The organism is Pseudomonas sp. IT-93MI4, from assembly GCF_949767635.1.
Classification (GTDB): domain Bacteria; phylum Pseudomonadota; class Gammaproteobacteria; order Pseudomonadales; family Pseudomonadaceae; genus Aquipseudomonas; species Aquipseudomonas putida_A.
Genome location: NZ_CATKPP010000011.1, coordinates 350,932 through 375,906, shown reverse-complemented (window position 1 = coordinate 375,906; position 24,975 = coordinate 350,932). Strand labels below are relative to the sequence as shown.

Genomic DNA, 24,975 nt, shown 5'->3' with positions numbered 1-24,975 from the left:
TATGTCAGAGCACCTGCCCAATCTTGATCACAGCCTGTTCGAAGGCCGGATCACATCACCTTCGCACGAACACAAACCACGCATCCTGCTGCTCTACGGTTCGACCCGCGAACGCTCCTTCAGCCGTCTGCTGGTGGAGGAGGCCGCACGCTTGCTGGAGCACTTCGGTGCCGAGACGCGCATCTTTAATCCGTCCGGTCTGCCGTTGCCTGACGACGCCCCGGTCGACCATCCCAAAGTCCAGGAACTGCGCGAGCTGGTGCTGTGGTCGGAAGGTCAGGTCTGGTGTTCGCCGGAACGTCACGGTGCGATGTCGGCGGTGTTCAAGGCACAGATCGACTGGATTCCGCTGGAGCTCGGCGCGGTGCGTCCGACTCAGGGCAAAACCCTCGCGGTGATGCAGGTCTGCGGCGGTTCGCAGTCGTTCAACGTGGTCAATCAACTGCGCGTGCTGGGGCGCTGGATGCGCATGTTCACTATCCCTAATCAGTCTTCGGTGCCCAAGGCCTTTACGGAATTCGACGAGGCGGGGCGGATGAAACCTTCAGCGTTTTATGACCGCGTGGTTGATGTGATGGAAGAGCTGGTGAAGTTCACCGTGCTGCTGCGCGAGCGCCAGGATTTTCTGGTGGATCGCTATTCCGAGCGCAAGGAAAGTGCTGAGCAACTGATGGCGCGGGTCAATCAGCGCTCGATCTGAAATGCACAAACCTTCTAGCCTCAACCCGCCAATTGTGGATTACTGGCCCCAGCCCACCACTGTACGCACGCCATGAGCAACTGGATCGACCTTGCCCGCGACCGGGAAACCGGCATCGAAACCCTGCACGCGCATTTCGCCGGGCACGCGCACGCCTACGATCCGCACTGGCATGAAACGTATTTGATCGGTTTCACCGAGCAAGGCGTGCAGCGCTTCAACAGCCGTCGGGCGCGGCATGACAGCACGCCGGGCAAGGTCTTCATGCTTGAACCCGGCGACATCCATGACGGCGATGCGCCGAGCCCGGACGGCTTCACCTATCGCATGCTCTATCTGCAACCGACATGGCTGGAGCAGGCGCTGGACGGTTTGCATCTGGGCAGCTACGGCAGCGGCTTGCCGGGGATCGGCAGTGTGCTCAACGATGATCCCGAACTGGCCCGGGCCACCTTGTTTGCCTTCAATGCGCTGCATAAGCAGGACGTGCGCATGGTGCGCGATGTGGCACTGGATGCGTTGCTCGAACGACTGGCGATTCACCTGTACCGGCGACCGCAACCGACCGCTGCCAACCGTGCGCCATTGATCGCCCGGCAGGCACGCGATTACCTGGTGGCCTACCACGAGCAGGACATCAGCCTGCAAACCCTGGCCGACGTCTGCGGCACCGACCGCTTTCGCCTGACCCGCGCGTTCAAGGCTGCTTATGGACTCGCGCCGCACGCGTGGCTGATCCAGCTGCGCCTCAGTCGTGGCCGGCAAATGCTTGCGGCCGGCATGCAGCCAGTGGAAGTCGCCAGCCGCCTCGGCTTCGCCGACCAGAGCCATTTGGGCCGCTGGTTCGTGCGTGCCTACGGCATCACGCCGGGCGCCTATCAGCAACGCGCTATTGGCACGTTTCGACGCTGAACAAACGTTCAAGACCGCCACACTTCGCAACCGCCAGAGTAGGCCCTGACTTTCTACAGGGCCGTACCATGCTTGCGTTCATCCTCTTTGCCTTCGTTGCCTCGATCACACCGGGGCCGACCAACCTCATCGTCCTCAGCACCAGCGCCCGACGCGGTTGGCGGCCGTGCCTGCCGATCATTCTCGGCGCGGGGGCGGGCGCTGCGTCACTGGTGTGGGTGGCCGGTGCGGGTGCCAGCACCTTGATGCTGCCCGGCGTGCGCCCGGTGATCAGTGCGCTGGGGATGGGCTGGATGCTGTGGCTGGCGTGGCAGATTTTCACCGCGCCGGCCACCGCCATCGATCCCGCTGCCGGCGAGGAAAAAGCCGAACTGGGCCTGCTCGGCGCCGCGCTGTTGCAATGGGTCAACCCCAAGTCGTGGATGATGGCGATTGCGGTGATCAGCGTATTTACCGCGCAAGGGCAGGGCTTGAACGCGTTGTGCCTGGCGTTCTTTCTGGTGTCGTTGCCGTGTCTGGCGCTGTGGGCGTTGCTCGGTCGCGGTGCTGCGCGCTGGTTGAGCAATCCGGCGCAGTTGCAGTGGCTGAACCGGATTCTGGCGGTGTTGCTGGTGGTGTCATCCGCCGCTGCGTTGCTGCACAACTGAGGCGATGCGTTGAGTGAGATAGCGAAGTTTTTTTCACAAAATTTGCAGGTGAAGTGAGGATAATGAGCGGGCAATCTGCAGGGTCTTGAAGCTGCAAGGGCAGGGTGGTGCAATCGGTTCGCCCTGCCATTGCGACGAGACCGTCGCTCACGACAATCACGAGGCACTTTATGACTCGCGACACCGCCGTCACCCGTTATGGAAAACTCTCAATCACCCTGCACTGGCTAATGCTGGCGTTGTTTGTTGGCGTCTACGCCTGCGTCGAAATCAAGGGCTTCATGCCCAAGGGCAGCGAAGCGCGCGGCCTGCTGATGGGATTCCACGGCCTGTTCGGCACGAGCATCTTCGTCCTGGTCTGGGTGCGCCTGCTCGGTCGCTTGACCCCACGCCCGCCGATCACCCCCAAACCGCCTGCCTGGCAGACCGGCATCTCGCACCTGATGCACCTGGCGCTGTACGTGCTGATGATCGCCACGCCGATCCTCGCCTGGCTGATGCTCGCCGCCGCCGACAAACCGTTCCCGTACTTCGGCTTCCACGTCCCGGCACCAGTCGCCATCAACCCGGACTTCGCCAAACAGCTCAAGTACTGGCATGAAACGCTGGGCAGCGCCGGCTACTGGCTGATCGGCTTGCACGCGGCAGCGGGGCTGTTTCACCACTACTGGGTGCGGGATAACACGCTGGTGCGAATGTTGCCGGGCCGCACGGAATAACCCTGATCTCCTTCAACCCCAATCCCTGTGGGAGCGAGCTTGCTCGCGAAAGCGGTGTGTCAGCCACTGATGATGGCGTCTGACACGGCCCCTTCGCGAGCAAGCTCGCTCCCACAGGTTTTTGTTGTGTGTTTGAGTGCTCGGGCTTTAGGTTTTGCATCTGCCTGCCGATGAAATCTGCACGATTTCAACGGATGCCGTTCATGAACAAGGTTGTTGCTCTACTGGCGCTCAGCGCCCTCATCGCAGGCTGTAAATCCCTTAACCATCTTCAGGTTGCGGATCAGGAATTTCCCTCTTTCCGCTGCGCCAACTACTTCAAACAAGCGTCGATGAGCGAGCAGCAAGTCGCTGAAATTCGCTATCTCAGTACCCAGAACGCCAATTGCAAAGTGATTCTCGGCCAGATGTACGAACAGGGCCGAGGTGTGCCGCAGGACGTCGGCAAGGCCAAGGATATCTATGAGTCGGTGGCCCGAAGAGCGCCGAATGTCTATAGCCGACTTGGCGACATGGCTGCAGCGGGTGTCGGCGGGCCGGTGGATCTGGTGGCGGCACGGGATTTTTATCAGCGTTCCATCGCCGAACCCGGCAATACCGAAATGGAACTCAAAGTGGCCGATTTCCTGGAAAACGGCAGAGGTGGCCCGCAGGATCTTCAAGGTGCGCTAAAGCTCTACTTCAATGCCAGCGCCTGGGACAACCTCCAACGCCTGCGCGCCAAAGGCGTGGTAATGACGACCGAGCAACAACAGCAGTACAACAAGATTTACGTCCGTCAGGTGCAGTCCGGCGTCAGAGAGAAGATGCGAGAGGTCGAGGAACGTCTGGCGCAAGAAAAACTGGCGACCCCCGAGCGCAAACCAGTGCTCCTCGAGCTGATTTACGCCCCCGGCTCGTTAGTGCCAGTGATCTCGCTGCAGCAAAGCTGTGGCAGCAGCGTGATCGACCAAAAGGTCTTGCAAGGCTTTAGCGATTACCGATTTCCTGGTGATCCGATTTTGCCGCCAGAGCAGAAGAATCACGCGACCATCGCCAGCGTCAGGACAGACGGGCTGACCGAAAGGGAACGACTCAGGGCGCTATCAAGAAAATAAGTCCTGCGGCGTATCCCGAACTGCCTATATGGGCCACTTGCCGGAACAGCGTCTCGCGTCCACTCTATGACCTGCCGACAAGGAGCGTCGCCGACCCTCCGTCGTGACCCAAGGGAGCTTGCAGCATGAGCGAAGACAACAAGGTAAAAGGCCCGGCGTCGTACTTCCCCTCCATCGAAAAGAAATACGGCCAGCCCATCGATCACTGGCTGAACCTGCTCGCCGGCATCACCGACAAGAAACACATGGAACTGGTGGCGTGGCTCAAGGATGAACACGGCATGGGCCACGGCCATGCCAACGCGCTGGTCGCGCACCATTTGGCCGCAGGCAAAAAGTGAGGGCAGGGCAGCGATGAATTTCTCCCACCGGCCAGTGACGGCCGACGACGTCAACACCCTCTGCAGCTTTCCGCAAGGCGAACAAGAGCTGTTCTTCATGTTCCCGAAAGCGCACTACCCGCTGACGGAAGAACAAATGCACACTGCGATCAGCCAGCGCTTCGACTCCACGGCTTTTCTGGCCAACGGCGAGTTCGTCGGTTTCGCCAACTTCTACCGTGCCGAGCACGACGGCATCTGCTGCATCGGCAACGTCATCGTCGCGCCTTACGCCCGTGGCCAGGGCGTCGCGCGCTACATCGTCGAAACCATGACTGCAGTCGGCTTTGAAAAGTATCAGGCCAGGGAAGTGCAGCTGTCCTGCTTCAACGAAAACACCGCTGGGTTGCTGCTCTACCCGAAACTCGGCTTCGTCCCGTTCTCCATCGAAGAACGCCCGGCACCGGGCGGCAGACGCGCAGCCCTGATCAACATGACCCGCCACCGAGATTAGTCATCCCCAATCCCTGTGGGAGCCGGGCTCGCCCGCGATGGCGCCAGCCCGGCCAGACGTGCTCCCGAGCCTTGCGCAGAACCTGTGGGAGCTAGCCTGCTAGCGAAGACGCCAGCCCAGTCAAAACGAGTTCCCGAGCCTGACCGCGAACCTGTGGGAGCGGGCTTGCTCGCGAAGACGCCAGCCCAAACGACACCGTACTGCATCCATAAACACGATCATCCAGGCACCCAATCACTCAAACCTCCTCACCCCTGAGCTGACGACTCATCAGATCACAACTCGCCGACCACGACGTCAGCCACTCCGGCATCTCGGGCGACTGCTCAGGCAACCCCAACGCCCTGACAAACTCACCCGGCGCAATCGTGCCTTTCGCCGAACGAAACAGCCCACGCATGACCACCACGCCGATCACCCGGCCCTTGCTCACGAAGCGATGCTCCATGAAGCTCCATTTATCGTCCCAGCCAAGCATCCGGCTGTGAATTTCAAACGCTTCAAACAGCTTCAGCTCACGCCGAAATTTACCCCAGGTATCGCCAACGATCGGCAACGCTTTAGCGCGCAGCGCCACCCGAAACGCGCCACTGCGCAACACAAAATCCATGCGCCCGACATCAGCCATGGTGAAGTAGCGACCATTGGTGACGTGCCGATTCAAATCGAGATCCAGCGGCCACACGCGCATGCGGATAACGGTGGATTCCAGCGCATTGACCGGCTTGCGCCACGGTCGGCGGAAAAGCATGCAGAGCAGTCGAAACCACAGATTCATCAGTACGTCAGCCAGTTGAAAAGAGCGCTGCACTCTAGCGAGCCGGGCGATGGCGAGGAAGGTGCGTAAATGACTTTTTTGAACGGAACAGTGCATTCCGATCATTGCCGGGTGGGTGCTGGATCGGTAGCCCGTTCAACCGACGGATCAACAGGAAATAATCGCGGTGTTTAAACGAAGCCTGCCGTTACCACCGAAGCCCTACAACGCCTTGCGCCATCGCCTACGAGTACGCCAGAATCCGCCGGCTTGTGCGTCTGGCGCGCCCTCCGTACCTTGATTCCTGTCACTGCTCATCAGTGATCGGGTCTGCAAGCCCGCCGGAAAACCAGTCGCATGGCTACGCCAAATGGACGCTCGTTCGCGTCCACAAAATGGCAGCTTTGTGCGGGAGACCTTCGGGTCTGCCGGGTTCCTGGTTTCCCGGTCTTGCAGACCCGCGCACAGCTGCCACCCATCATCTGCAAGTGATGCTGGTAGCTCCTAATGAACAATCAGGAGCTTCACCATGATCAAACCAACACCCAACCCGCCAGAAACCGACCTTGCATCGCCCTACGAATCCCTCGATTCCAAAAAGCTCCACGAAGCCGCCGAACGCGCCCTCGACCATTACCTGTCCCCGGCCACCCAAATCATGGCCAGCCCGCACAAACCCGAACCCATGTACCTCGCCAATCCGAAGTGCGACACCGAATCCCTGCTCGCCAACGCCAGCGAAACCCTCGGCTCCGCCAGCGAAATGCTCAACAACTTCGCCGCCACACTCGACACCTCCCACCGCAAAACCGCACTGGGCATCGCCCAGGTCGTCATGCTCGGCGAACTCGCCGTAAACCAGGCTCTCGACAACGTCGAAATCGCCCAATAACCACCCCGTGCGACGAGCCAAACCCTCGTCGCACCCAGCAATTCAACCGAGCTGGCAGAGAGCCACGCCTTGCGCCTCCACGTCTCGGCTGTCACCCTTCGGCCCGTTCTTCAAGGATCAGAACAAGGAATCAAGGATTGAGTGGCTACGTTCCCAACCCCCCGAAAAACTACCGCTACGAAGAAGCCAAACCCGTCGATATTCATGCCCAGCGTTGGGCTGAGTACGAGAAACACGGGAAAGAACCTGCGCGCGAGCCTGAGAAAATCGGGATTGCGTTGAGGATTGGGGTTTTCTTTGATGGTACTGGCAACAATGCGAATAACACGGCAGCAGGGTTGCTGTGTGGTGCGCAGCATCCGATTGCGCCGCAGGATATTCCTGCGAGTTGCATGCCTTACATGAGTGATCCGGATAGCAGTTACGGCAACGATGTCAGCAATGTGAAAAAGCTGAGCGACTTGTATGACGCCGTACCAGACGCTGTAGGAGAGGGATTACATAAGAGCACTTCACGTGTCATCTATATCGAAGGCATCGGCACACGAGCGGGTGAAGAAGACAGCAAGTTCGGCGCTGGCACCGGTCGTGGAGAAACGGGTGTAGCAGGGCGAGTCGAATCCTCGTTCCCAAAAATTCAACAAACGATCAGCCGAGTTTTGGTCGATAACCCGGGCAGTGAAATCAGTTCCCTGACCTTTGATGTATTTGGGTTCAGTCGCGGCGCTGCGGCTGCTCGCCATTTTGCCAATGAGCTTGTCCGCTCTAGCCGCGGGCCGCTGGGTACAGTCCTGCGTAACCTACCCAGAGCCTTCAGCCCCAAGTTTATCGACCAATACAAAAGCGATATCAATGTGGGCTTTATTGGCTTGTTCGATACCGTTCCCTCAATTGCAGGTTGGTCCAATCTGGGGAACATCAAAAGCTCCATTGCGACGGGCATCAAACTCTATCTGGATCGCCGCTTTTTTACCGATGTCGTCCAATTGTCTGCCCGAGATGAATGCCGGGCCAACTTCGCTCTCAGTCGTGTCAAAGCAGATCACTTGGAAATTACCCTGCCGGGTGTGCATTCCGACATTGGTGGCGGTTACCTGGAGGAGGCAGAGGAGTGTGTCCTTGTCACGCCTATGCAAACACTCATCGTGTCTCTAAATACAGATGTGACCACTACCTCGATTTATCGCGATGCCGTTAATGCCAAAAGCCAATGGCTATCTAAAGGCTGGCCTGCTGACATGCTCGAAGTCGTAACACCTGAGGCGTTATCAATGCCGGATAGCCCACAGGACAGATTGAGTCCAAGGCAGAAGCGCGTGTACGCAGCACTTCAACTCAAACGCCCCGTGAGTGGTTTGTTATCCAGGGTCTATCTGCGGGTGATGCATCGTTTGGCGAAAGAAAAGGGAGCTCGTTTCAACGACATTCCAGACACTCCGGATCTCGCCATTCCCCCAGAGCTTCAAGCCATGTGTGATCGGTTTTTAGCAGGTAACTACAGCACCACACCGCAAGAAGAACAATTGCTCAAACTCAAGTACATTCACACGTCCGCCAACTGGAACCATCCACTTGGTCGAAGGGACGGCAGCGGCATCAATGCGGTTTACATCAATGCCCCCACGGAGGACTCAATCCGTGTGCAACACCCCCACGTACCCGACTGGACGCTTTGGTGATGAAAGTTCTTGTAACTCTGCTGTGCGCATTATTCATGGCTGGATGCCAATCTGCTGATTCCTTATCGGCGAAAAACGACCCGAAATCCGATTCGTGGGAGCTTGCGTTCACCGAACCCTATTACATGAAGGTTTGGGTTGAGGACAGTGCCGTCGAAGACATAAACGGCAAGCTATTCACGCGGACGGGAGGAGGGACGGCCGCTGGCGGGGAGCCAGAAAATGGTAAAGAGTCCGCGCGCGGTTGGCATGCGGTAGGCGCGGCTGCGAAACCAGTGATTGGCGCTGGCTTGCCCAAACGCATTTACGTGCGCTGGCAATCCATTGTCGAGCCGCAGACCTATAAGGTTTGGGTGGATGTGCCTGAAGAGGCGAGGCAGCTGATGGCGCAATCGGTCAGTCAGCGGTGCCCGGAAACACCCGAGGAACAGGCCAGCTACAGCGCATCTATTTATCTGGGATTGGCTCCTGGGGGCGTTGTACAAGTTTTTGTTCGGGACGAGTGCCATCGCCCTGTCAAAGTCGCCAGAGCGCAGGCAGAGGTCGAACCGCTGGGGCCTAGCCAAGGAAAGAACCAAGGGCGATATGCGTATCCCGTCAGCGAAAAGTCCAAGCGTTATATCGATAAATTCGGCATACCGTACGGGAGTTGGCAGTAGACAGGCAGGAGACACTTCTCTTGTCCGTCTTCAGCGGCTTTGTTCTGAGTAATCATATTTGACAGATACCGAGTCAATGTCGGGTTCAACGAAAGTCCGCTTTCGGCCATTAGCAGTCATTCGTGAGTGGCCGCACACAGCAAATGGTGACTATTAAATTACGCCTACCCCACAGACAGTTATGTTAACGAAGGCAGTCCATGCGGGTACGACTACCCAACGAATACTTTGCTCAGGCCGCGAGCCATACGCTGCCGTAGACTAACGTAGGTGTCACAAGAGCTTCCAGAGGATGAAATCGCTTTCTTAGGACATTCTGCTAGCATGCTGATACCGCACGTTAACAAGGAGTAGCGCATGATCGTAGGCCTGCTATTGAGAAACTACAAAACATACCAGAATATAAACTACGTGCCTCTTTCAAACGGAAGTATGTTTTCAGCAATAGTAGGTGAAAATGGATCGGGCAAAAGCTCGGTTCTTGAAGCTCTTGATAGCTTCTTCAACTCTACAGAATGGAATCTTAATCACAGCCTGACTAAAGGGTACGTCGAAAGAGAACCGTACATATGTCCTGTTTTTCTCATAAAAAAAGGTTCATTCGAATTTGAGTATGAGGAGCATGACGAATTTGTTAATGCGATAAACGAAATAGTGTGGTCAGCAACCCCCCAGGAATTTAGCTCTTCACCCAAACCTGTTAGTGAATTTTGCACAAACAGAGACGCTTTATTAAATGGAGGCTACGACGCTGACAGCTATTATCTTCTACCCTTGGGCTTAATGAAGACCTCAGCTAGCGCAACACCCATTCCCTACTTTTCGATATTTGAGTCATTAGAAAAATTTGGAGCTCTTAAAAATGAGGATTTTTGGTCGGGCTTTCAAGATGCCTTATTTTATTACGTCCAAACCACCTATCAATACATCTATGTCCCATCTGAAATTAACTTTAAAGAATACACAAAGATAGAAAGCAAAACGGTTCAAGCACTGCTGGGAACAAAAATCGAGGAAATAGTAAGAAACATAGTAAAAAAAGCAACAGTCAATGACATCAACCATAAGCTAAACGCTTTCTTACTGGAGGTCTCCCACACACTCGAGAATTACGAATACAAAAAACCAGCAAAGAAGCAAAACCTGTTTAACCAGTCACACTTAACAGAAAAAATAATAGAAGCTTTCTTTGATAGTAAAATTCTAACCAAAACGGTTGGAAAAGATAGCGTTCCCGTTAACAACTTAAGCTCTGGCGAAAAAAGACAAGCTCTGATCGATATTGCGAGAGCATTTCTTTTGGAAACAAAGGATACTCGAGGACATAGTGTTATATTTGCCATAGACGAGCCGGAACTATCACTGCATGTTTCTGCATGCTTTGAGCAATTCGAAAAGCTAAAAGACATTTCTCAATCTCGCGTCCAAACAATTGTTACAACTCACTGGTATGGATTCATGCCTATTGTTTCAGATGGCGTAGCTATCTATTGCCCGAAAGTTGAAAACGAACTAGTTATGATTGACTTGAGATGTTTCAGAGAAGATATCGCAAAGCTTAGGAGGACGACACAAGGAAAATTACCTTCGGACATTGAACTGAAAGGGCTTAATGATCTTGTTCAGTCTATGATAGCCTCAATAACAGGCAAGGATTATCGATGGATTGTTTGCGAAGGGTCTGCCGACAAAATCTATCTTGATTTTTATTTATCTAGAAAGAAACTATTCATACTCCCAGTGGGCGGATCTAAACACGTTAAAAAAATATTTAGATATTTAGAAATGGCTCTTGATGATCATCGCGAGGATATCAAAGGGAAGGTTTTCTTGTTGTTAGATACTGACAAGGCTTTTGAAAAATATGATGCCAATGACTCCATAAGCCAAATTCGAATGAAAAGAATTCACAACGATATTGACGAAAGCAAAACCATGCTTAAGTCTACCAGCAATACTGAATATCATCCTCCTACGGTAATCGAAGACACCCTCATCCCAAAAGATTTTATAAGTACGCTTAGAAGCTTTGAAAGGGATCCAGTTTTCGGGGATTTCGTTACCCCACTTTTGGAAGCGATTAATCACGAGCATGAAGACTTGCCTGCGGCATTGGCGTTCGACTTGCGTACAACCGAGCAGCGCAATATGGAGGAGTTATTCAACCTCCCTAAATTCAAGGTTAAATTTGCGCTCAAATACACGGAGATCGCGGACGTGATGGAAATTCCTCCCTGGATGACTGAGCTCACTGATTTTTTATTTCCAACAGTTAGAAAAGCTCGCAGTATCAAACAAAAAACCTGACCGACTAACAACTTTCCGGCAAAGAGAATGCCGGCCGGAAATAATGAATGGTCACATTTGCCGATTTTCAGCAGGTAGATTACTGATGGTTGAGCGTCTGCTTTTGGACAATTGCTGCCAGTCGCTAGCGTCTGCTTCCGGCCAGAAGCGGACGTTCGCGAGTGACGGCTTTCGACCTATAGCTGCCCTTAATTGAGGGCAGCAAACAGCCATAAAGCGGCTTTCATCAGGGTTGCTTCTTGCGCTTTACAGATGATCGAAGACGCCTATGAAACCAGTGTCGATTCACACTGCTGAAACCAGTGGACGCTGGCTCTGCGCTTGGCCCTATATATCCTTATGGCCGATAGCGGCAATTAAACAGGTATCTCATAAAATCCTCCATTAATAAACTGTTCATTTTTAACTAGGGTTTGATACATGACATGTTGCCAGCTGTTTACTCTGCCGATGTAGCGGCTAGCTTCATCAGCAAGGTACTGGCGAACTGCGTCGGGCCCTTTGTTGGTATACATACGATCCAAGGGACTTCGCAGAGTGACCATGTCGTCAGTTGCGTTTGTCATATAATTATAACCGAGCTTTACGACACTAAAGTGCCGCGCCACACGTTGCTTTGATATTTCGTCCCAATAGCTAGGGGGCGAAACAAAGTACTCTAGCGTGGGAGGGCCAACTATATTTAACGACGCCGAAATCCACTGTTCCTTAGAGAAGTCATCATAGTATGGATGAAGGCTTTGCTCGCCCATTGTGTTCGGCGATTTTGCTTTTTTTGCATTATTACAAAAGTCACAGGCCGGAATGAGATTGGTTGGACATATTGCCAAGTCTGGATATTTGGATTTAGGTAAGTGGTGATCTAGAACAGTAACCGTTCCAATGCCACATAAAGGACATTTCGCTGAGGAGCTTCGTATAGCATTATAGTATTTTCTAGCGCTACCGCGAGTTGCACTCAGATGCGTGGAGTACATCGCCTCAAGCTCATCTTTCGTTACAGTTCCAACGGATGTAACTTGCTGGAATAAATAAAGACTTTGAGTAGCGCCTCGAGTGTCATATGTTGAAGCTGTAACTCCGAGAGAGCCCTCAATGCTGCGGAGTCGGGCCTCTAGTCCAAGATCCTTGGTTCCAAGGATGCAAGCATTAATGACCTCAGAGTAGCTGAAATTCGGTTTTGGCAATGTCCGCATACTTATACGTCCGCGTCAGATATGAGACTCAATGTGCGGGCTAATGCTCTACCCTCAGCACCTAGCTCACCATCGAACTCTGCCACTATTTGCTCATATGTACGACCAACTGCTTTCTGTGAAATTATTTTGTGGTAGCCAGTTTGAGTAAGTTCAAGATTAAAAACCTCACGCGTCAATACACCAACATTTTCGCCAAAAGTCTTAATTTCTGGCCTTTCTGCACTTACTTCATGGCCTGATCGAGAAAGCTTCCAGACGCAGCTCGCTGGAACTTCTTGTAAAACAACAGGGGAATGAGTGGCAATTACTCCCACTCCGTTACGATTGACCAAAAGATCATTAAGTGCGCGTATAAACGCCGACAGTAGTGGCGGGTGTAAATGGCACTCGGGCTCATCGATTAAAACTAATGACTTTTCCTCAACCAGTTCCACAAGTCTCGTTATAGCAAGGATGACGATAGCGTGCCCGGAGCTTAAGTTTTTGTATAATCTTTTTGCCGCCGCTTCAATTTCCTCCTTAGGTTCCTCTGACAATTGGGAAACGTTTATTTCTGCAAACAGCGGATCAGACTCCAATGTGCTCAAAGCCGTCCTCCAGCGATCCCTGCGAACACCATCCAAACAAACAAGCACGCTGTTAGCAAATTCGACTGCAAGCTCAGAGCTTCCCTTTACTCGCGGCTCAGGTAGAGGCGGTGAATTTATAGGAGAACCTGGCAGTGGTTCACGAGTGATCAATCCAATATATTGATAAGGAAGAGTATTGCCTGATACCCTTCCGCCCAAAGGGCCTTTTGAATCGAAAGCGCTGAATGAAACCGCGACAAGTCCGGCAAACCCTAGACTACGTGCGTTGCTGCTATATGGTATAGGAGGGAATTTTCTGCTGCGTAACTGCCCACTAGGGGAATCCGGATCTTCATTGGGGATGTCCAGAAATGACCTAGCGAGCATATCAAAACACCGGCTTTTGCCTACCCCATTACGCCCGATGATTACGTGGGTATTGGTAGAAGGCAATGACCTCGGGACAACCTCAAACTTTAATATCGGTGCGGGTGTTATTGCAACTGGATCTTCAGGAAATGCATATTCAAAAGAATATGGTGTGAGCACCATCTCAGCTTTGGCCAAAAAACTAAAACGCTCTTTTACTCTATTGATGTCGACATCCCTAAGCAATGAGTCACGAAATACTGGCTCACCTTCATGTTCGGCTAGGATATCTAAGTTGAAAGCGCTATCGCGAATGCCTTTTAAATAGCTTTCACGTATGGAGTCGCCTAAGGAAACTAGAGTTTCATAATAATTCTCATCTTGTCCTAGAGAAAAGAACTCGCCTCCTAGATCATCGAAGAAAGGGGGTAGCACGGTGATTCCTGCTGTTTCTAACATGCCTCGTCTAGCTATCTTTACGAACCCTAAAGTAACTGACTGGTTAACACCGACCACTATTGACGCTTTGAACATGGTATGCCATTTGAACCAGTCATTCCAAGAATCTCCCACAATTAAGCAGAACGGTTCGCCCGTAAATGGGGGGGCGATTTCAAAATAGAATTTCAACGCCTATCCTCTTAATGTCCGTGCTAGCAACGCATCATTGCTCGCAATTAATGTTTTAAAAAGCCATCATGCGATCTATCGATACAATAGTCGGCTTCATGAAATGATTAGGGCTGTACATGTGTCGATATAATGCCGGAATATCACGGCGCCATTGCTAGATATAAAGTGCAGCTGTCGCAGTTTTGGATAATTTTCGAGCGATAGTTAGTCGTCGATATAAAGACTTTGAAACATGCTGCAATGTGTGCACGGGTTTGGGGATAACGGTCTAGAATTCGGGCTACTCTGTTGGTTTTGTTAGTCGAACTGGCGCTCGCGTTAGCAGACAGGGCTCGTATGCTTTCTGCTTCTTTGTCCCTGCTCTGTTTGGGAGGCAAAGTCACCATTTTTGCTTGCTCACTCTCGTCAGTTGCTATCTTTGGAGTGTCGTTCATATCGAATCCTTTCAACCGCACAAAATTGGCCAGGTGCCAGCATTGCCGGTGTATAGGGTCAAGTCAACAGGTAATGAGAATTGCTGTCCCGTGGCCGCCGTAACTATCTCGTTTTGAAAAGGTACTTATTAACAGCCTTACAGGTGATAGTACCTGTCACGTCGTTTGGCCTAGCAGTAGGCAAATGCGCCCAAGGAAAGTGCATTTGTGGACTTTGCCGTAGAAAACTTTTCCAAGGGACTGGTCAGCTAATTATGAGTGCCAATGAGATGATTTCGCTTCATAGACCCACCGTCCACTTTTGGCCGGTTAGCGACGGTCAGGGCTCGACCGTCGCTATGCATATTCAAACCTCGGTCTGTTCCGCCATCTCTAGGGCATCGTCGACTTCAATTCCCAGATATCGAACGGTGCTCTCCAGCTTAGTATGGCCAAGCAGCAGTTGAACCGCTCGCAGATTCTTCGTCCTGCGATAGATCAGCGATGCCTTGGTACGCCTCATTGTGTGAGTGCCGTACATGGCTGGATCAAGGCCAACTGCTTCCACCCAGCCCTTGACGATACGTGCGTATTGACGTGTTGATAGATGGTCTGAGGTATGCCGCTGGCTCGGAAAAAGGCAGTCCTCGCTCCGGAGTTGGGCCTGGTGTATCCAGGCCGCGATAGCAAACCGTGTTTGTTCGGTGATCTCGAACTGCACTGGCCGCAGCGTTTTCTGCTGCATCACCATAGCGCGTGGTGATACGTGCTCGCCATGGGCGACGTCGCGTACACGAAGCTTGGTTAAGTCGCAGGCCCGAAGCTTGCTGTCGATGGCCAGATCGAAGAGCGCAAGATCACGGGTTCGTTCTGCAATCTGCAGCCTTACCCGGATGGCCCAGATATCTCTCAGCCTGAGTGGAGCTTTCTGCCCGACCAGTTTCCCTTTGTTCCAAGGCTGGCGGCAGCAGGTAGCAAAGATGTTCATGACGAGTCCTCCACGTGTCGAAGGACAAGGATGGCTGACCAGAGGAAGGGTCGCTAACCGGCCAGAAGCAGACGACCAATGCCGCGTGCCCGACTTTTACGCTCATGCACCCGCCGCGGAAAAGCGGCGGGTGCATAAGTCCATCAGACGGCCAAGTGCGTCTTGAAGAACGGCACGACCTTTTCCAGCGCCTTCGCGGTGGCTTCCGGCTGGTCATACAACTCGTAGTGTGAGGTATCCGGCAGCACGAGCAGTTCCTTGGCTTTCGATGCCGCGCGGCCGTAAATTTCCTGGCCGTCGCGATAGGCGCCGAAACCGCCAGGTCTGTCGCCGATCACGACTAACAACGGCTGGGTCAGCAACATTTCGGCAAGGTGGAACGCATCCCAATCCAGTGCGGCCGCTCGACGCGAGAATAGAAAGCTCGTCAGTCCGTGAGCGGCTTGGCCCCGCGAAGTCTTGTAGTAATCGGTGGCCTCCAGGACATCAATGTCCGTGACACCTGCCTGCTTGGCCGCGTCTACCGAAGGCGGCAGCACGTCATCCACACGCGACTTGCTGCCACGCGCTTCGATGGTTCTCTGTAGGGCGATAGCCTCCAGCGTATTGATAGGATCATAGCCACCGAAGCCCTCGCGGCTCATTCTTCCGAAATTGACTCCGGTAATCGAAACCACCGCCTTTATCCGGCGTTCGGACTTCGCCGCGCTGATGGAATAGCCGCCACCACCGCACACACCAAGCACGCCGATGTGATTGGCATCCACGTAGGGCAGCGTGACTAGGTAATCGGTCACTTGGCGGAAGTCCTCCACTCGCTGGCCCGGATCTTCGATGAGGCGTGGCTCGCCGCCGCTCGCGCCCTGGTAGCTGGCATCGAAGGCGATCACCACGAACCCCTCCTTCGCAAGCGCGGCGCCGTACACGTTGCCCGAAGTCTGCTCCTTGCAACTGCCGATGGGGTGCGCGCTGATGATGGCCGGATATTGTTTTGTCTTGTCAAAACCCGGTGGGAAATGGATGTTCGCGACGATGTCCCAGGCCATGCCCGGATTGCGGATGTTGACGGTTTCGATGGCGTTGGCCATGGCTGACTCCTCGTAGAGTTGTCGATGGATTCGTGATTTCACGCGTTCGCCGGTCGTCGGCGTGACGCACACGATAGGACTTAGCCAATCTGTTGATAATCCGTCAAAATATGAATTCCATCATAAGGCTGACTAATCAATGAACGGGCGTCGACTGCAAGATCTAGTGGCCTTCCTTGCCGTGGCCGAGGAGGCCAGCTTCACGCGCGCCGCGGCGCGTCTGGGCATCTCGCAATCGGCGCTGAGCCAGGTCATCCGCGGGCTGGAGGAAAGACTTGGCCTACGGCTGTTCGCGCGCACCACGCGCAGCGTTTCGCCCACCCCGGCCGGCGAACGGCTCCTGGCTCTGATCGGCCCGTCAATGGGTCAGATCGAGTCCGGGCTGGAGCAGATCACTGCACTCCGAGACAAGCCCGCCGGGACGATCCGCCTGACCGCTGACGAGTATGCAGTGCACAGCGTGCTGCAACCGGCGATTGCGCGCTTCCTGCCGGAGTATCCGGACATTCGCATCGAACTGACCATTGACTATGGCCTTAGCGACATTGTCAGCGGACGCTTTGATGCCGGCGTTCGTCGCGGCGGCCTGGTGGCGAGGGATATGATCGCGGTGCGGATCAGTGGTCCGCATCCGATGGCTGTGGTCGGTGCACCGGCGTATTTTGCCCGGAAGCCGCCGCCCAGACATCCACACGACCTCACCGAGCATTCCTGTATCAACCTGCGCTTGCCCACACACGGCGAACACTTCGCTTGGTTATTCGCAAAAGCGGGAAAAGAGCAACGCGTGAAAGTGGAAGGTTCATTGGTCACGAACAGCATCGCCTCCGTACGTGATGCTGCTATGGCCGGACTCGGCCTCGCCTACCTACCGCAGGCGTACTTCCGCGAATCGCTGGAATCCGGAGATCTGGTCGAAGTTCTAGGGAGCTGGCGTAAAACCTTCGAGCCTTACCATCTTTATTACCCAAGCCGCCGCCACGCTTCGCCCGCGTTTTCATTGCTTGTCGATGTGTTGCGCCACAAGGAATAGCGGCGATTTGCGGTGTATGCTTTGGGTTGAAAGCTGCCGCTTGGGTACGACCGCTTTTGGCCGAAAGTAGCCCCATCCGTAATTCCCTATCAGCCCGAGCACTGCCAGATCAACGGAATCTATTAGCAGTATCAATCAGCGACGAGCTCAAACGCAGCACCCCCCAAAACCTCCCCATTAACCAAAACCCTAACCCCATGCCGCCCCAAAAAATGCCTCCGCGTCGTAAAATCCCGAATCACCTGTCGCCTCCCCACAACCACCTCCCCAAACCCCGCCAACACCACCGTCTTCAACTTGAAAACCTTCCCCGACACCCCGCCATTCGCCTTCACATAGTCAATCGCATAATCAATCACCAACCGCTGTTCATGCGCCACTGTCGACTTCACTGTAAACGACAACGTAATCGCCTCACCCAACCGAACCACCGCCGGCTCAACCCGCACGTCCAGCAACTCAACCTCAGCCTTGGCCCCCGCGCCAATCACCGTCAACGCACGCAGATCGCCCTGTTTGATCAAGCTGCGCAGCGCATGCTTGGCAATCCACGCCGTGTGTTTGTTCTCCAGTGGCCAGCCTTCAATCGTGTCCAGCACCCATTCCGGATGCTCTTTGGTCACGTCATTCAGATGGTTCGCCACGGACTTGCGTACGTACAAACTCTCGTCGGCTTTCAACCGGTCGAGGATGCCGGCGGTCAGTTGCGGGTTGGCTTGCACGGCTTCGAGGCGGAATGACCAGGGCAGGCGGGGGCGGGTGCCTTCGCTGGCGAGGCGGCGGATGTGGTGGTTTTGGTCTTGGGTCCAGTCGTGCATGAGTTCCAGCGAGCGTTCGAGGTCGCTGCGCAGGAAGTGGCGGATGGCGAATTCGGAGGAGCCGAAGGTGGTGAAGTATTTCAGTGCTTGCATCGAGGTATCGAAGGCGTGGCCGCCGTAGCTGGCGACGTAGTGCGGCAGGCACATGCTGACGAATCCGCTGTTGAGGCGGGGGGCGAGTTCGCGCAGGACTTCGAGGGAATCTTCGTAGTCCAGTGGCAGCACGGCGTGCAGGCTTTCGCTGACGCGGGCCATGCGTTGCATCACCGACAATTCCGCCAGCCCTTGGTTGGCGTGCTTGAGAAACGCCTTGGCCTTGAACGCCGGGTACACGGCGCTCATTTCGCTGGCGATGTGTTGCAGGCGTTCGGCGTTGAAGATTTCCTTTAACGCCGGGGCGGCGGTGTCGGTGGTGCTCATGGTCAGGTCATCGGGGTGCTGACGAACGCTTCGAGGGTTTCGGCGTACGCGGTGTATTCGGCGATGTGCGGGTAGCGGCGGGTGTCGATCTGGTCGGGGACGACGAGGTCGGTGAAACTCCACGCCACGGCGAGGCTGATGCCGGCCTGGGTGAGGGTGCCGTCGGTGGGCAGGCCGGTTTTTTCCAGTTCCTGTTCGAGGGCGGTGAACGCGGCGGCGAGTTGGCCCTCGACGCGTTCGACCCACGGTTGGTATTGGATGTCGGCCGGGCGCAGGTTGCGTTCGTAGTAGAGCTGCACGGCTTTTTCGCAGGCGGCGAGGCTGAGGCCGATCAGGCGCAGGGCGTGGGCGCGTTGTTTGAGGTCGGTCGGCAGCAGGCTTTTGCCGCTGACGGCTTCGAGGTAGTCGAGGATGAGTGTGGAGTCCATCAGGACCACGCCGTCATCGAGGATCAGCGTGGGCGCCTTGACCACCGGGTTGATCTGCTGGAATTGCTCGAAGTGGCGGAACACCGAGACCGATTCATGTTCGAGGTCGATGCCGAGGCGTTTGGCGGAGATCGCCACGCGGCGCACGTAAGGGGAGTCCAGCATGCCGATCAGTTTCATGACGCGTTCCTTCAAGTCGAACCGGTGGGAAGGCATAACCTAGCCGAGCCTGAGGCAAATGTCAGTCGTCAAACCCGGCTTGTTCGTGAATCTCATCCACATTCAATTCCAGCCGATACGCCACCGCCACGAACAACGCCTGACACAAACACAACGTCGCACTCAGCGAACGAAACGCCAATGCGCTGCCCTCATTCACCAGCAGCAGGCTATTGGCGTTTTTGGCCAATGGCGAGAGGTGGCTGTCGGTGAGGATCAGGGTGTTGGCCTGTTGCTGGCGGGCGTAGCGCAGGCAGTGTTGGGTTTCCTTGGCGTAGGGGGTGAAGCTGATGGCGATGACCAAATCACCGCTACGCACGCTGCGCATCTGCTCGCGATAACTGCCGCCCAGCCCGGAAACCAGGTGAATCCGCTTGTGAGTGTGTTGCAAGTTGTAAACGAGGTAGTCGGCGACGGCGAAAGAGCGGCGCACGCCGACGACATAGATGTTGTCGGCGTTGACGATCAGGTCGACGGCTTTTTCGAACGCGACGTCGTCGAGTTCGCGGCCCAGGCGTTCGATGCCGGAGCGGGTGGCGTCGATGCATTCGCGGGCGAGGTCGCCGTCGCTGGCTTGTTGCGACTGGTTGGCGATCATGCTGCGGATGCGTTGCTGGTAGTTGTGCACCGGCGAGGCTTTGTGGGTGTAGGCGGCGCGGAACAGCGCCTGCATTTCGCTGAAGCCGCTGAAGCCGAAGCGTTGCGAGAAACGTACGATGGCGGACGGATGCACCTCGCATTCCCGGGCGATGTCGCTGATGCGATCGACCATGATCCGGTCGCTTTGCTGGCTCATGTAGCTGGCGATACGCTTGAGTTGGCGCGGCAGGGTGTCGTATTCGTCGGTGATCAGTTGCAGCAGACGCTCGGCATTGATCGGGGGGCTGGCGAGGGGGCGCTCGTCGTTGGCCGGCAGATCGGGGCGGGGCATAAGTCTTCCTTCAGGCTGATCAAATCACACAAAGTGCTGGGTTGTGCCTGATGTTAGGAGGGCTTTTGCGGTTCTGCTTGGCTGAAACGATGCACCGGGAGTAGAAAAAAATCGCGATGAGACGCCAGCGGTTAGCCGTTTGTCTTCTATATACAGCCGTTGGACTGAATTTCTTGCTATAAACGCACTCCGATGACCGCCATGAAGCCTGTGTCAGACCCGTTTACGGCTGTTGTCGGACAAATTCCCGGTATTTACAGTTGCTGAGGCCTCAAACGAGCCTTAGACTGCCGCCCCTTCGTAAATTGAGTGCCGGGTGGCGTTTGCAATAAACGATGCCTTTTCGTCGACCGGACACGGTTCGCCGGAACGCTCCCTATTTCGCCTTAATGCACGTTTTTTTATAGAGATATCAATGACAAAGGACAAGTTGCTGGCCATGCCGGCAGATGACTACATGAATGCCGAGCAACACGCTTTCTTCACTGAGCTGTTGCAGAACATGAAAGTCGAAACCCACGAGCGCATTGAGCAAAACCGTATCGCCATCGAAAGCCTGGACACTCCGGCCGACCCGGCGGACGCGGCTTCGGTTGAAGAAGAGCGCACTTGGCTGGTGAACGCGATCGATCGCGACCAGCGCATGCTGCCGCAACTGGAACAAGCCCTTGAGCGCATCAAGGAAGACAGTTTTGGCTGGTGCGACGACAGCGGCGAGGCCATCGGCCTGAAACGCCTGCTGATCAGCCCGACCACCAAGTACTGCATCGAAGCTCAAGAGCGTCACGAGCAGATCGACAAGCACCAGCGTCAGGCCTGATTCCATGGCTGCCCCCTGAATCGGGGGCGCCTGCAAAAGATCGCAGCCTTCGGCAGCTCCTACACGAGCTGACGGGGCTGCGATCTTTGCTTTTGCTCGTCTGCGATATTTTGCGCGTCGTTCCATTGACCTGCTGCAGACTCCACGACTAACGGACCATGGATAATGGCGTTCTAGTGGCGTTTAATGCAGTCAAAACAATGAGAACAAGCGTGGGGTGTTGAAATGACGAGAGATGGATCTCTGGTTGGGGCTTTGCCCGCACCAGTGCTGTTGCCGAAAAAACGCTGGATCGCTCCGGCCCTGCAAAGCATCGCCCTGATGCTGTTGCTCGCCGGCATGACGCTGGGTGGATGGTCGCTGTACATCGGCATGCCGCTGGCGGTGCTGATTGTCTGGCTGCCGCGCCTGCGCTCGCGTGCCGTCGCCGATGTTGCGTCTGTCGATACAGGTAGCGCGATTGCCGAACTCACCCGCGATCTTTCCTACACCACCAGTCATAACGCACTGTCAGCTGCCGGTGTGGCGTTTTCCGTCAAGCAACTGGCGAGCAAACTTGAATCGCAACTCGACGCGGCGGCGCAGATTGTCAGCAACGCCGAAGTGATGATCGCCACCGAACACGCCACTTCGCAGCTCAGTCGTGAAGCGCTGGACGCCGCCAGCGAGGCGCATCACAGCAGCGCGGCGGGGCGCACCGAACTGGTGGATTCGATTGCACGCATGCATCAACTCAGTCAACGCGCCAATGCCAGCCGTGAGCTGATCGAAGCCCTGAGCCTGCGCAGCGACGACATTCAGCGGGTGACCTTGGTGATTCAGTCCATCGCCAGCCAGACCAATCTGCTGGCCCTCAACGCGGCGATTGAAGCGGCGCGGGCGGGTGAGCATGGCCGTGGTTTTGCGGTGGTGGCGGATGAGGTGCGCGGTCTGGCAGCGCGGACTGCCTCGGCGACCGGCGAAGTCGGGGAGATGGTTGCCGACATTCAGCAGCGTACGGCGCAAGTGGTGGAGCAGATCCGCGAGCTTTCCAGCGATCTGCAGATCGGTGTCGAACAAGTTGAAAACACCGGCCAGCATCTGCAAAACATCGCGCGGCTGGCGGCTGGGGTGGAAACCCAGGTCGGTGAAATCGCCCGTGGCGCGGAAACCAATCGCGAGCAGCTCGACAGTCTGTTCAAGGCCATCGAGCAGATGCGCAGTGATCTGGCGATCAGCGATCAACAAACCCGACGCCTGGCCGAGGCCGCTGTGCAGATGGAAGGGCAGGCGGAAACCATCAGCGAGCGTCTGGCCGAAGTCGGTCTGGATGACTATCACCAGCGCGTCTATGACCTGGCGCGTGAGGGCGCGAGTCAGATTGCGGCGCGGTTCGAGGCGGATGTCGAGCAGGGGCGGATCAGTCTTGAGGATTTGTTCGACCGTCAATATCAACCGATTCCCGGGACGCAGCCGGCGAAGTTTCAGACCCGTTTCGACCGCTACACCGATCAGGTGCTGCCGGCGATCCAGGAGCCGTTACTGCCGCGTCATGAGGGGTTGGTGTTCGCGATTGCCTGCACGCAGCAGGGTTATGTGCCGACGCACAACCTGGCGTTCAGTCAGCCGTTGACTGGTGACCAGCAGATCGACGCGGTGGGTAATCGTACCAAACGCAAGTTCGCCGACCGCACCGGGATCCGCTGCGGCAGCCATCAACAGGCGGTGTTGCTGCAGACCTACACCCGTGACACCGGGGAGCTGATGCACGACTTGTCGGTGCCGATCATGGTCAAGGGCCGGCATTGGGGCGGACTGCGCCTGGGTTATAAACCGGAGAATCCGCGCTGATCGATTGTTACCGCTCGCGCAATGAATCTGTGCACGGGCGTTGCTGTTTCCTCTGCGATGAAGTCATTAACATGGCCGTTAGTTAGGTAGCTAATGAAATCGAGAGGTCAGTATGTGCAGAGTCGATGTCGCGGTGATGATTGGCAGTGGTGTGCCCGCCGGATTGCGCGCGATGGGCCAGAGCGTCTGCTGGGTGGTGTTGCTCAATGGTGAGCGGCGTGGCACCGCGTTCGCCAGTCGCGACGAGGCGGAGGAGTGCAAGGCTGCCTGGCTCGCGCAACTGATGGCCGAGCCTGGCGACAGCCTGCACTGACATTTATTAACGTCCGTCGTGCAGGCGTACGTTCAATTCATCGACCATCACCGCTTCTTCGCCGTCGGCGCGCAGCCACTCCTTCAGAAGTTGCGCCTGTTGCGGTGTCCAGAACTCGGCATCGATCAACTTGGTGTTGGCATCCAGCGGATGCGCTTCGATGAAATCGTCGATGGCCCCGTTTTCCGATGGCAGGCCCAGTTGGTCGAACAGGGTTTTCAGATCATATGCAGGCAGTTCCATCGTGTACTCCTTTTGCGTGTGCCGGAATGGCGCTGTCGCTCGCTCTTTATCTGAGGCAGCCGTTGGACAAGAGTTCGATCCGTGATTCAAGCAAGCGGGCGAGGGCGCACGCTTCGTTGTGGTCTTCGCGGAAACCTCTTACACGACCGGTGGAAGATTCCTTGATATGAAAGAACGCGTTACCTGCCGGGACCACCTGAAATCGTGGGGTCTGAACGCTTTGTGCGTATTGCGCAAGTTCCGGCAAATCAGTGCCGTGCAGCACGAAAGGCGTATCCATGACTGGTTTGGAGGGCTGGGCAAAGTGAGTCAGAGTGCACATATGAAGTCCTTTTCATGAGATAGCCGACGGTTACAGGTCGGTTCGGGTAGTCGGAAGCAGCATCGCTGCTCTAGAATCGCCAGTGTCTGCTGGCGACAGGTGCCTATCTAAAGCAATTTTTTACCGGCGATATGTCGGAAAAGGGCTTTTTTTCGTCAGTTTTTTCCCTAAAGTTTGTAGTCCGTCTTCGTTGCGCTTCAATGGAGATTTTTCCTTCAAGGCCTGGCGAACATCGAGGCAAGTTTCTCGTCTGACTTTCCAGTAGTCTTGCGAACTTGTGATGTATGGGCGCTCCGCTTGTTTCAGGTGTACTGAAGTCATTCGGTAACAGCATCGGCCTGGCCGTTTTTTTGCCGTGCGCGTTTTGGCGCAGGGTACTTTTCAGATGTGGGGATGTTTCTTTGGCAGTCAGTAATCTCGATATGCATGCTTTGTTCGTGTTGGGTGATTTGCGTGCAAAGCTGGTCAAGCTGTTTCAATCGCGTTTTGTTTACATCACCGAACAGAACGCCGAAGGCATTTACGTGGCCGAGATCGATACCGAAAGTGCATTGGTGGTCGATGACAAACCGGGGCTCAAGCTCAAGGTCGGCGATCATTTCAGCGCGGCCGTGCTGCCCAGCCGTGAAGGCGGCAAGATGGACATCCGCTTTCGCGAAATCAAACTCACGGTGTACGGCCTGGGCGACTACGCCTTTGTCGATACAGCGGACGGTCACGCGATCCTGTTCAAGGAAGGCCACAGCGTGGTGACGGTGTTTGCCGCGCACCAGCAACTGCAGGAAGGCCTGACCAAGACCCTGAAAGCCGTTACCGGTAAAGCGGCGAAGTGGCGCAAGGGCGAACTGATCACGTTCAAGGCCAGCGAGTGATCGGTGGTGTGAGTCGCGCCGACTTCCATTCGCAAAACCTTGACCGTGCGCGTGAAGAGGCCTTGCGCCTGTTCAACGCCAAAGCCGAGTTGCAGGGCGCGTGGCTGAACTGGGTGGCAGCGCAGATCTACACCTTGCGGCCTGCGGAATACGCCAGCATGGTCAGACGCGAGCTGCAAAGCTTGCAGGAAAAGTCTGAAACATAACCTCGCCGGGATTGCCCCCCGGAAAAAGCAGGAACCTCGGCTACAGTCAGTTGACTGA

General features: G+C 55.4%; 27 protein-coding genes. 17 read left to right on the top strand and 10 right to left on the bottom strand.

The features are described from left to right. Nucleotide 1: 1 nt before the first annotated feature. The 7 genes from arsH (at nt 2) to ACM6I7_RS08880 (ending at nt 4,909) form a co-directional block, all read left to right on the top strand. Nucleotides 2-700 carry an arsenical resistance protein ArsH gene (gene arsH, locus ACM6I7_RS08910; RefSeq protein ID WP_098964416.1) on the top strand — a complete coding sequence of 233 codons (699 nt, stop codon included), beginning with the start codon at nt 2-4 and terminating at the stop codon, nt 698-700. 72 nt (nt 701-772) lie between these two features. After that, nucleotides 773-1,612 (top strand): helix-turn-helix domain-containing protein, encoded by an 840-nt coding sequence (locus tag ACM6I7_RS08905; RefSeq protein ID WP_027611739.1) that lies wholly within the window; start codon nt 773-775, stop codon nt 1,610-1,612. 68 nt (nt 1,613-1,680) lie between these two features. Further along, nucleotides 1,681-2,259 (top strand): LysE family translocator, encoded by a 579-nt coding sequence (locus tag ACM6I7_RS08900; RefSeq protein ID WP_097090290.1) that lies wholly within the window; start codon nt 1,681-1,683, stop codon nt 2,257-2,259. A 170-nt stretch (nt 2,260-2,429) separates the two neighbouring features. Next, nucleotides 2,430-2,978: a cytochrome b gene (locus tag ACM6I7_RS08895; RefSeq protein WP_285376287.1), complete on the top strand. Its 549-nt coding sequence runs from the start codon at nt 2,430-2,432 to the stop codon at nt 2,976-2,978. Nucleotides 2,979-3,181: 203 nt separating this feature from the next. Beyond that, complete coding sequence (locus ACM6I7_RS08890; protein ID WP_115990539.1) at nt 3,182-4,075, top strand: tetratricopeptide repeat protein; 894 nt, start codon at nt 3,182-3,184, stop codon at nt 4,073-4,075. Between the two features lie 125 nt (nt 4,076-4,200). Continuing rightward, nucleotides 4,201-4,416 carry a DUF4287 domain-containing protein gene (locus ACM6I7_RS08885; RefSeq protein WP_150368900.1) on the top strand — a complete coding sequence of 72 codons (216 nt, stop codon included), beginning with the start codon at nt 4,201-4,203 and terminating at the stop codon, nt 4,414-4,416. A gap of 13 nt (nt 4,417-4,429) precedes the next feature. Continuing rightward, nucleotides 4,430-4,909, top strand: a complete 480-nt coding sequence (locus ACM6I7_RS08880; RefSeq protein ID WP_414888383.1) for a GNAT family N-acetyltransferase — start codon at nt 4,430-4,432, stop codon at nt 4,907-4,909. A 238-nt stretch (nt 4,910-5,147) separates the two neighbouring features. On the opposite strand, the gene ACM6I7_RS08875 is transcribed toward ACM6I7_RS08880, so the two are convergent. Beyond that, nucleotides 5,148-5,687 carry a thioesterase family protein gene (locus ACM6I7_RS08875; RefSeq protein ID WP_414888538.1) on the bottom strand — a complete coding sequence of 180 codons (540 nt, stop codon included), beginning with the start codon at nt 5,685-5,687 and terminating at the stop codon, nt 5,148-5,150. Between the two features lie 508 nt (nt 5,688-6,195). Here ACM6I7_RS08875 and ACM6I7_RS08870 point away from each other — a divergent pair. The 4 genes from ACM6I7_RS08870 (at nt 6,196) to ACM6I7_RS08855 (ending at nt 11,203) form a co-directional block, all read left to right on the top strand. Beyond that, nucleotides 6,196-6,558, top strand: coding sequence for a DUF6124 family protein (locus ACM6I7_RS08870; protein WP_414888382.1), 363 nt, complete (start codon nt 6,196-6,198; stop codon nt 6,556-6,558). Nucleotides 6,559-6,695: 137 nt separating this feature from the next. Next, nucleotides 6,696-8,237, top strand: coding sequence for a T6SS phospholipase effector Tle1-like catalytic domain-containing protein (locus ACM6I7_RS08865; protein WP_414888381.1), 1,542 nt, complete (start codon nt 6,696-6,698; stop codon nt 8,235-8,237). After that, the gene (locus ACM6I7_RS08860) at nt 8,237-8,896 is read left to right on the top strand and encodes a DUF2931 family protein (RefSeq protein WP_414888380.1); all 660 of its coding nucleotides are present in this window, start codon (nt 8,237-8,239) and stop codon (nt 8,894-8,896) included. The genes ACM6I7_RS08865 and ACM6I7_RS08860 overlap by 1 nt, the downstream gene beginning before the upstream one ends. A 357-nt stretch (nt 8,897-9,253) precedes the next feature. After that, nucleotides 9,254-11,203 carry an AAA family ATPase gene (locus ACM6I7_RS08855; RefSeq protein WP_414888379.1) on the top strand — a complete coding sequence of 650 codons (1,950 nt, stop codon included), beginning with the start codon at nt 9,254-9,256 and terminating at the stop codon, nt 11,201-11,203. A 356-nt stretch (nt 11,204-11,559) separates the two neighbouring features. Here the strand turns inward: ACM6I7_RS08855 and ACM6I7_RS08850 are convergent, their stop codons facing one another. From ACM6I7_RS08850 to ACM6I7_RS08835, 4 genes are all read right to left on the bottom strand, one after another. Beyond that, nucleotides 11,560-12,399 carry an HNH endonuclease gene (locus ACM6I7_RS08850; RefSeq protein WP_414888378.1) on the bottom strand — a complete coding sequence of 280 codons (840 nt, stop codon included), beginning with the start codon at nt 12,397-12,399 and terminating at the stop codon, nt 11,560-11,562. A gap of 2 nt (nt 12,400-12,401) precedes the next feature. Further along, nucleotides 12,402-13,970: an AAA family ATPase gene (locus ACM6I7_RS08845; protein WP_414888377.1), complete on the bottom strand. Its 1,569-nt coding sequence runs from the start codon at nt 13,968-13,970 to the stop codon at nt 12,402-12,404. A 783-nt stretch (nt 13,971-14,753) separates the two neighbouring features. Further along, the gene (locus ACM6I7_RS08840; protein ID WP_414888376.1) at nt 14,754-15,374 is read right to left on the bottom strand and encodes a tyrosine-type recombinase/integrase; all 621 of its coding nucleotides are present in this window, start codon (nt 15,372-15,374) and stop codon (nt 14,754-14,756) included. Between the two features lie 143 nt (nt 15,375-15,517). Next, entirely contained in the window at nt 15,518-16,462 is a 945-nt protein-coding gene (locus ACM6I7_RS08835) for an alpha/beta hydrolase (RefSeq protein ID WP_414888375.1), read from the bottom strand. Between the two features lie 139 nt (nt 16,463-16,601). Between ACM6I7_RS08835 and ACM6I7_RS08830 the strand changes: the two genes are divergently transcribed. Next, nucleotides 16,602-17,495 (top strand): LysR family transcriptional regulator, encoded by an 894-nt coding sequence (locus ACM6I7_RS08830; protein ID WP_285374171.1) that lies wholly within the window; start codon nt 16,602-16,604, stop codon nt 17,493-17,495. A gap of 131 nt (nt 17,496-17,626) precedes the next feature. Here the strand turns inward: ACM6I7_RS08830 and ACM6I7_RS08825 are convergent, their stop codons facing one another. The 3 genes from ACM6I7_RS08825 to ACM6I7_RS08815 all read right to left on the bottom strand — a co-directional run bounded on the left by ACM6I7_RS08825 (nt 17,627) and on the right by ACM6I7_RS08815 (nt 20,311). Then, on the bottom strand, nt 17,627-18,733 hold the full coding sequence (locus ACM6I7_RS08825; protein WP_414888374.1) for a DNA alkylation repair protein: 1,107 nt from the start codon (nt 18,731-18,733) through the stop codon (nt 17,627-17,629). A gap of 2 nt (nt 18,734-18,735) precedes the next feature. Further along, a complete protein-coding gene (locus ACM6I7_RS08820) occupies nt 18,736-19,341 on the bottom strand; it encodes a glutathione S-transferase (protein ID WP_414888373.1) in 606 nt (201 codons plus the stop codon). 61 nt (nt 19,342-19,402) lie between these two features. Next, nucleotides 19,403-20,311, bottom strand: coding sequence for a MurR/RpiR family transcriptional regulator (locus tag ACM6I7_RS08815; protein ID WP_007966905.1), 909 nt, complete (start codon nt 20,309-20,311; stop codon nt 19,403-19,405). 415 nt (nt 20,312-20,726) lie between these two features. Between ACM6I7_RS08815 and ACM6I7_RS08810 the strand changes: the two genes are divergently transcribed. The 3 genes from ACM6I7_RS08810 to ACM6I7_RS08800 all read left to right on the top strand — a co-directional run bounded on the left by ACM6I7_RS08810 (nt 20,727) and on the right by ACM6I7_RS08800 (nt 23,274). Further along, a complete protein-coding gene (locus ACM6I7_RS08810) occupies nt 20,727-21,131 on the top strand; it encodes a TraR/DksA family transcriptional regulator (protein ID WP_003225981.1) in 405 nt (134 codons plus the stop codon). A 225-nt stretch (nt 21,132-21,356) separates the two neighbouring features. Beyond that, complete coding sequence (locus ACM6I7_RS08805) at nt 21,357-22,961, top strand: methyl-accepting chemotaxis protein (RefSeq protein ID WP_414888372.1); 1,605 nt, start codon at nt 21,357-21,359, stop codon at nt 22,959-22,961. A 112-nt stretch (nt 22,962-23,073) separates the two neighbouring features. Beyond that, nucleotides 23,074-23,274 (top strand): hypothetical protein, encoded by a 201-nt coding sequence (locus ACM6I7_RS08800; protein WP_007966907.1) that lies wholly within the window; start codon nt 23,074-23,076, stop codon nt 23,272-23,274. Between the two features lie 6 nt (nt 23,275-23,280). Here ACM6I7_RS08800 and ACM6I7_RS08795 read toward each other — a convergent pair whose 3' ends face one another. Further along, entirely contained in the window at nt 23,281-23,517 is a 237-nt protein-coding gene (locus ACM6I7_RS08795; RefSeq protein ID WP_095666879.1) for a DUF2789 family protein, read from the bottom strand. A gap of 46 nt (nt 23,518-23,563) precedes the next feature. Beyond that, nucleotides 23,564-23,839, bottom strand: coding sequence for a hypothetical protein (locus ACM6I7_RS08790; RefSeq protein ID WP_027612961.1), 276 nt, complete (start codon nt 23,837-23,839; stop codon nt 23,564-23,566). 401 nt (nt 23,840-24,240) lie between these two features. Between ACM6I7_RS08790 and ACM6I7_RS08785 the strand changes: the two genes are divergently transcribed. Continuing rightward, nucleotides 24,241-24,711, top strand: a complete 471-nt coding sequence (locus ACM6I7_RS08785; RefSeq protein ID WP_007966910.1) for a hypothetical protein — start codon at nt 24,241-24,243, stop codon at nt 24,709-24,711. 8 nt (nt 24,712-24,719) lie between these two features. Then, on the top strand, nt 24,720-24,917 hold the full coding sequence (locus ACM6I7_RS08780) for a hypothetical protein (RefSeq protein ID WP_027612962.1): 198 nt from the start codon (nt 24,720-24,722) through the stop codon (nt 24,915-24,917). Nucleotides 24,918-24,975 lie beyond the last annotated feature (58 nt).

Coding starts and splice junctions, on each gene's coding strand:
- arsH (WP_098964416.1), top strand. CDS start 2: ATGTCAGAGCACCTGCCCAATCTTGATCACAGCCTGTTCGAAGGCCGG.
- ACM6I7_RS08905 (WP_027611739.1), top strand. CDS start 773: ATGAGCAACTGGATCGACCTTGCCCGCGACCGGGAAACCGGCATCGAA.
- ACM6I7_RS08900 (WP_097090290.1), top strand. CDS start 1,681: ATGCTTGCGTTCATCCTCTTTGCCTTCGTTGCCTCGATCACACCGGGG.
- ACM6I7_RS08895 (WP_285376287.1), top strand. CDS start 2,430: ATGACTCGCGACACCGCCGTCACCCGTTATGGAAAACTCTCAATCACC.
- ACM6I7_RS08890 (WP_115990539.1), top strand. CDS start 3,182: ATGAACAAGGTTGTTGCTCTACTGGCGCTCAGCGCCCTCATCGCAGGC.
- ACM6I7_RS08885 (WP_150368900.1), top strand. CDS start 4,201: ATGAGCGAAGACAACAAGGTAAAAGGCCCGGCGTCGTACTTCCCCTCC.
- ACM6I7_RS08880 (WP_414888383.1), top strand. CDS start 4,430: ATGAATTTCTCCCACCGGCCAGTGACGGCCGACGACGTCAACACCCTC.
- ACM6I7_RS08875 (WP_414888538.1), bottom strand. CDS start 5,687: ATGAATCTGTGGTTTCGACTGCTCTGCATGCTTTTCCGCCGACCGTGG.
- ACM6I7_RS08870 (WP_414888382.1), top strand. CDS start 6,196: ATGATCAAACCAACACCCAACCCGCCAGAAACCGACCTTGCATCGCCC.
- ACM6I7_RS08860 (WP_414888380.1), top strand. CDS start 8,237: ATGAAAGTTCTTGTAACTCTGCTGTGCGCATTATTCATGGCTGGATGC.
- ACM6I7_RS08855 (WP_414888379.1), top strand. CDS start 9,254: ATGATCGTAGGCCTGCTATTGAGAAACTACAAAACATACCAGAATATA.
- ACM6I7_RS08850 (WP_414888378.1), bottom strand. CDS start 12,399: ATGCGGACATTGCCAAAACCGAATTTCAGCTACTCTGAGGTCATTAAT.
- ACM6I7_RS08840 (WP_414888376.1), bottom strand. CDS start 15,374: ATGAACATCTTTGCTACCTGCTGCCGCCAGCCTTGGAACAAAGGGAAA.
- ACM6I7_RS08835 (WP_414888375.1), bottom strand. CDS start 16,462: ATGGCCAACGCCATCGAAACCGTCAACATCCGCAATCCGGGCATGGCC.
- ACM6I7_RS08830 (WP_285374171.1), top strand. CDS start 16,602: ATGAACGGGCGTCGACTGCAAGATCTAGTGGCCTTCCTTGCCGTGGCC.
- ACM6I7_RS08825 (WP_414888374.1), bottom strand. CDS start 18,733: ATGAGCACCACCGACACCGCCGCCCCGGCGTTAAAGGAAATCTTCAAC.
- ACM6I7_RS08820 (WP_414888373.1), bottom strand. CDS start 19,341: ATGAAACTGATCGGCATGCTGGACTCCCCTTACGTGCGCCGCGTGGCG.
- ACM6I7_RS08815 (WP_007966905.1), bottom strand. CDS start 20,311: ATGCCCCGCCCCGATCTGCCGGCCAACGACGAGCGCCCCCTCGCCAGC.
- ACM6I7_RS08810 (WP_003225981.1), top strand. CDS start 20,727: ATGACAAAGGACAAGTTGCTGGCCATGCCGGCAGATGACTACATGAAT.
- ACM6I7_RS08805 (WP_414888372.1), top strand. CDS start 21,357: ATGACGAGAGATGGATCTCTGGTTGGGGCTTTGCCCGCACCAGTGCTG.
- ACM6I7_RS08800 (WP_007966907.1), top strand. CDS start 23,074: ATGTGCAGAGTCGATGTCGCGGTGATGATTGGCAGTGGTGTGCCCGCC.
- ACM6I7_RS08795 (WP_095666879.1), bottom strand. CDS start 23,517: ATGGAACTGCCTGCATATGATCTGAAAACCCTGTTCGACCAACTGGGC.
- ACM6I7_RS08790 (WP_027612961.1), bottom strand. CDS start 23,839: ATGTGCACTCTGACTCACTTTGCCCAGCCCTCCAAACCAGTCATGGAT.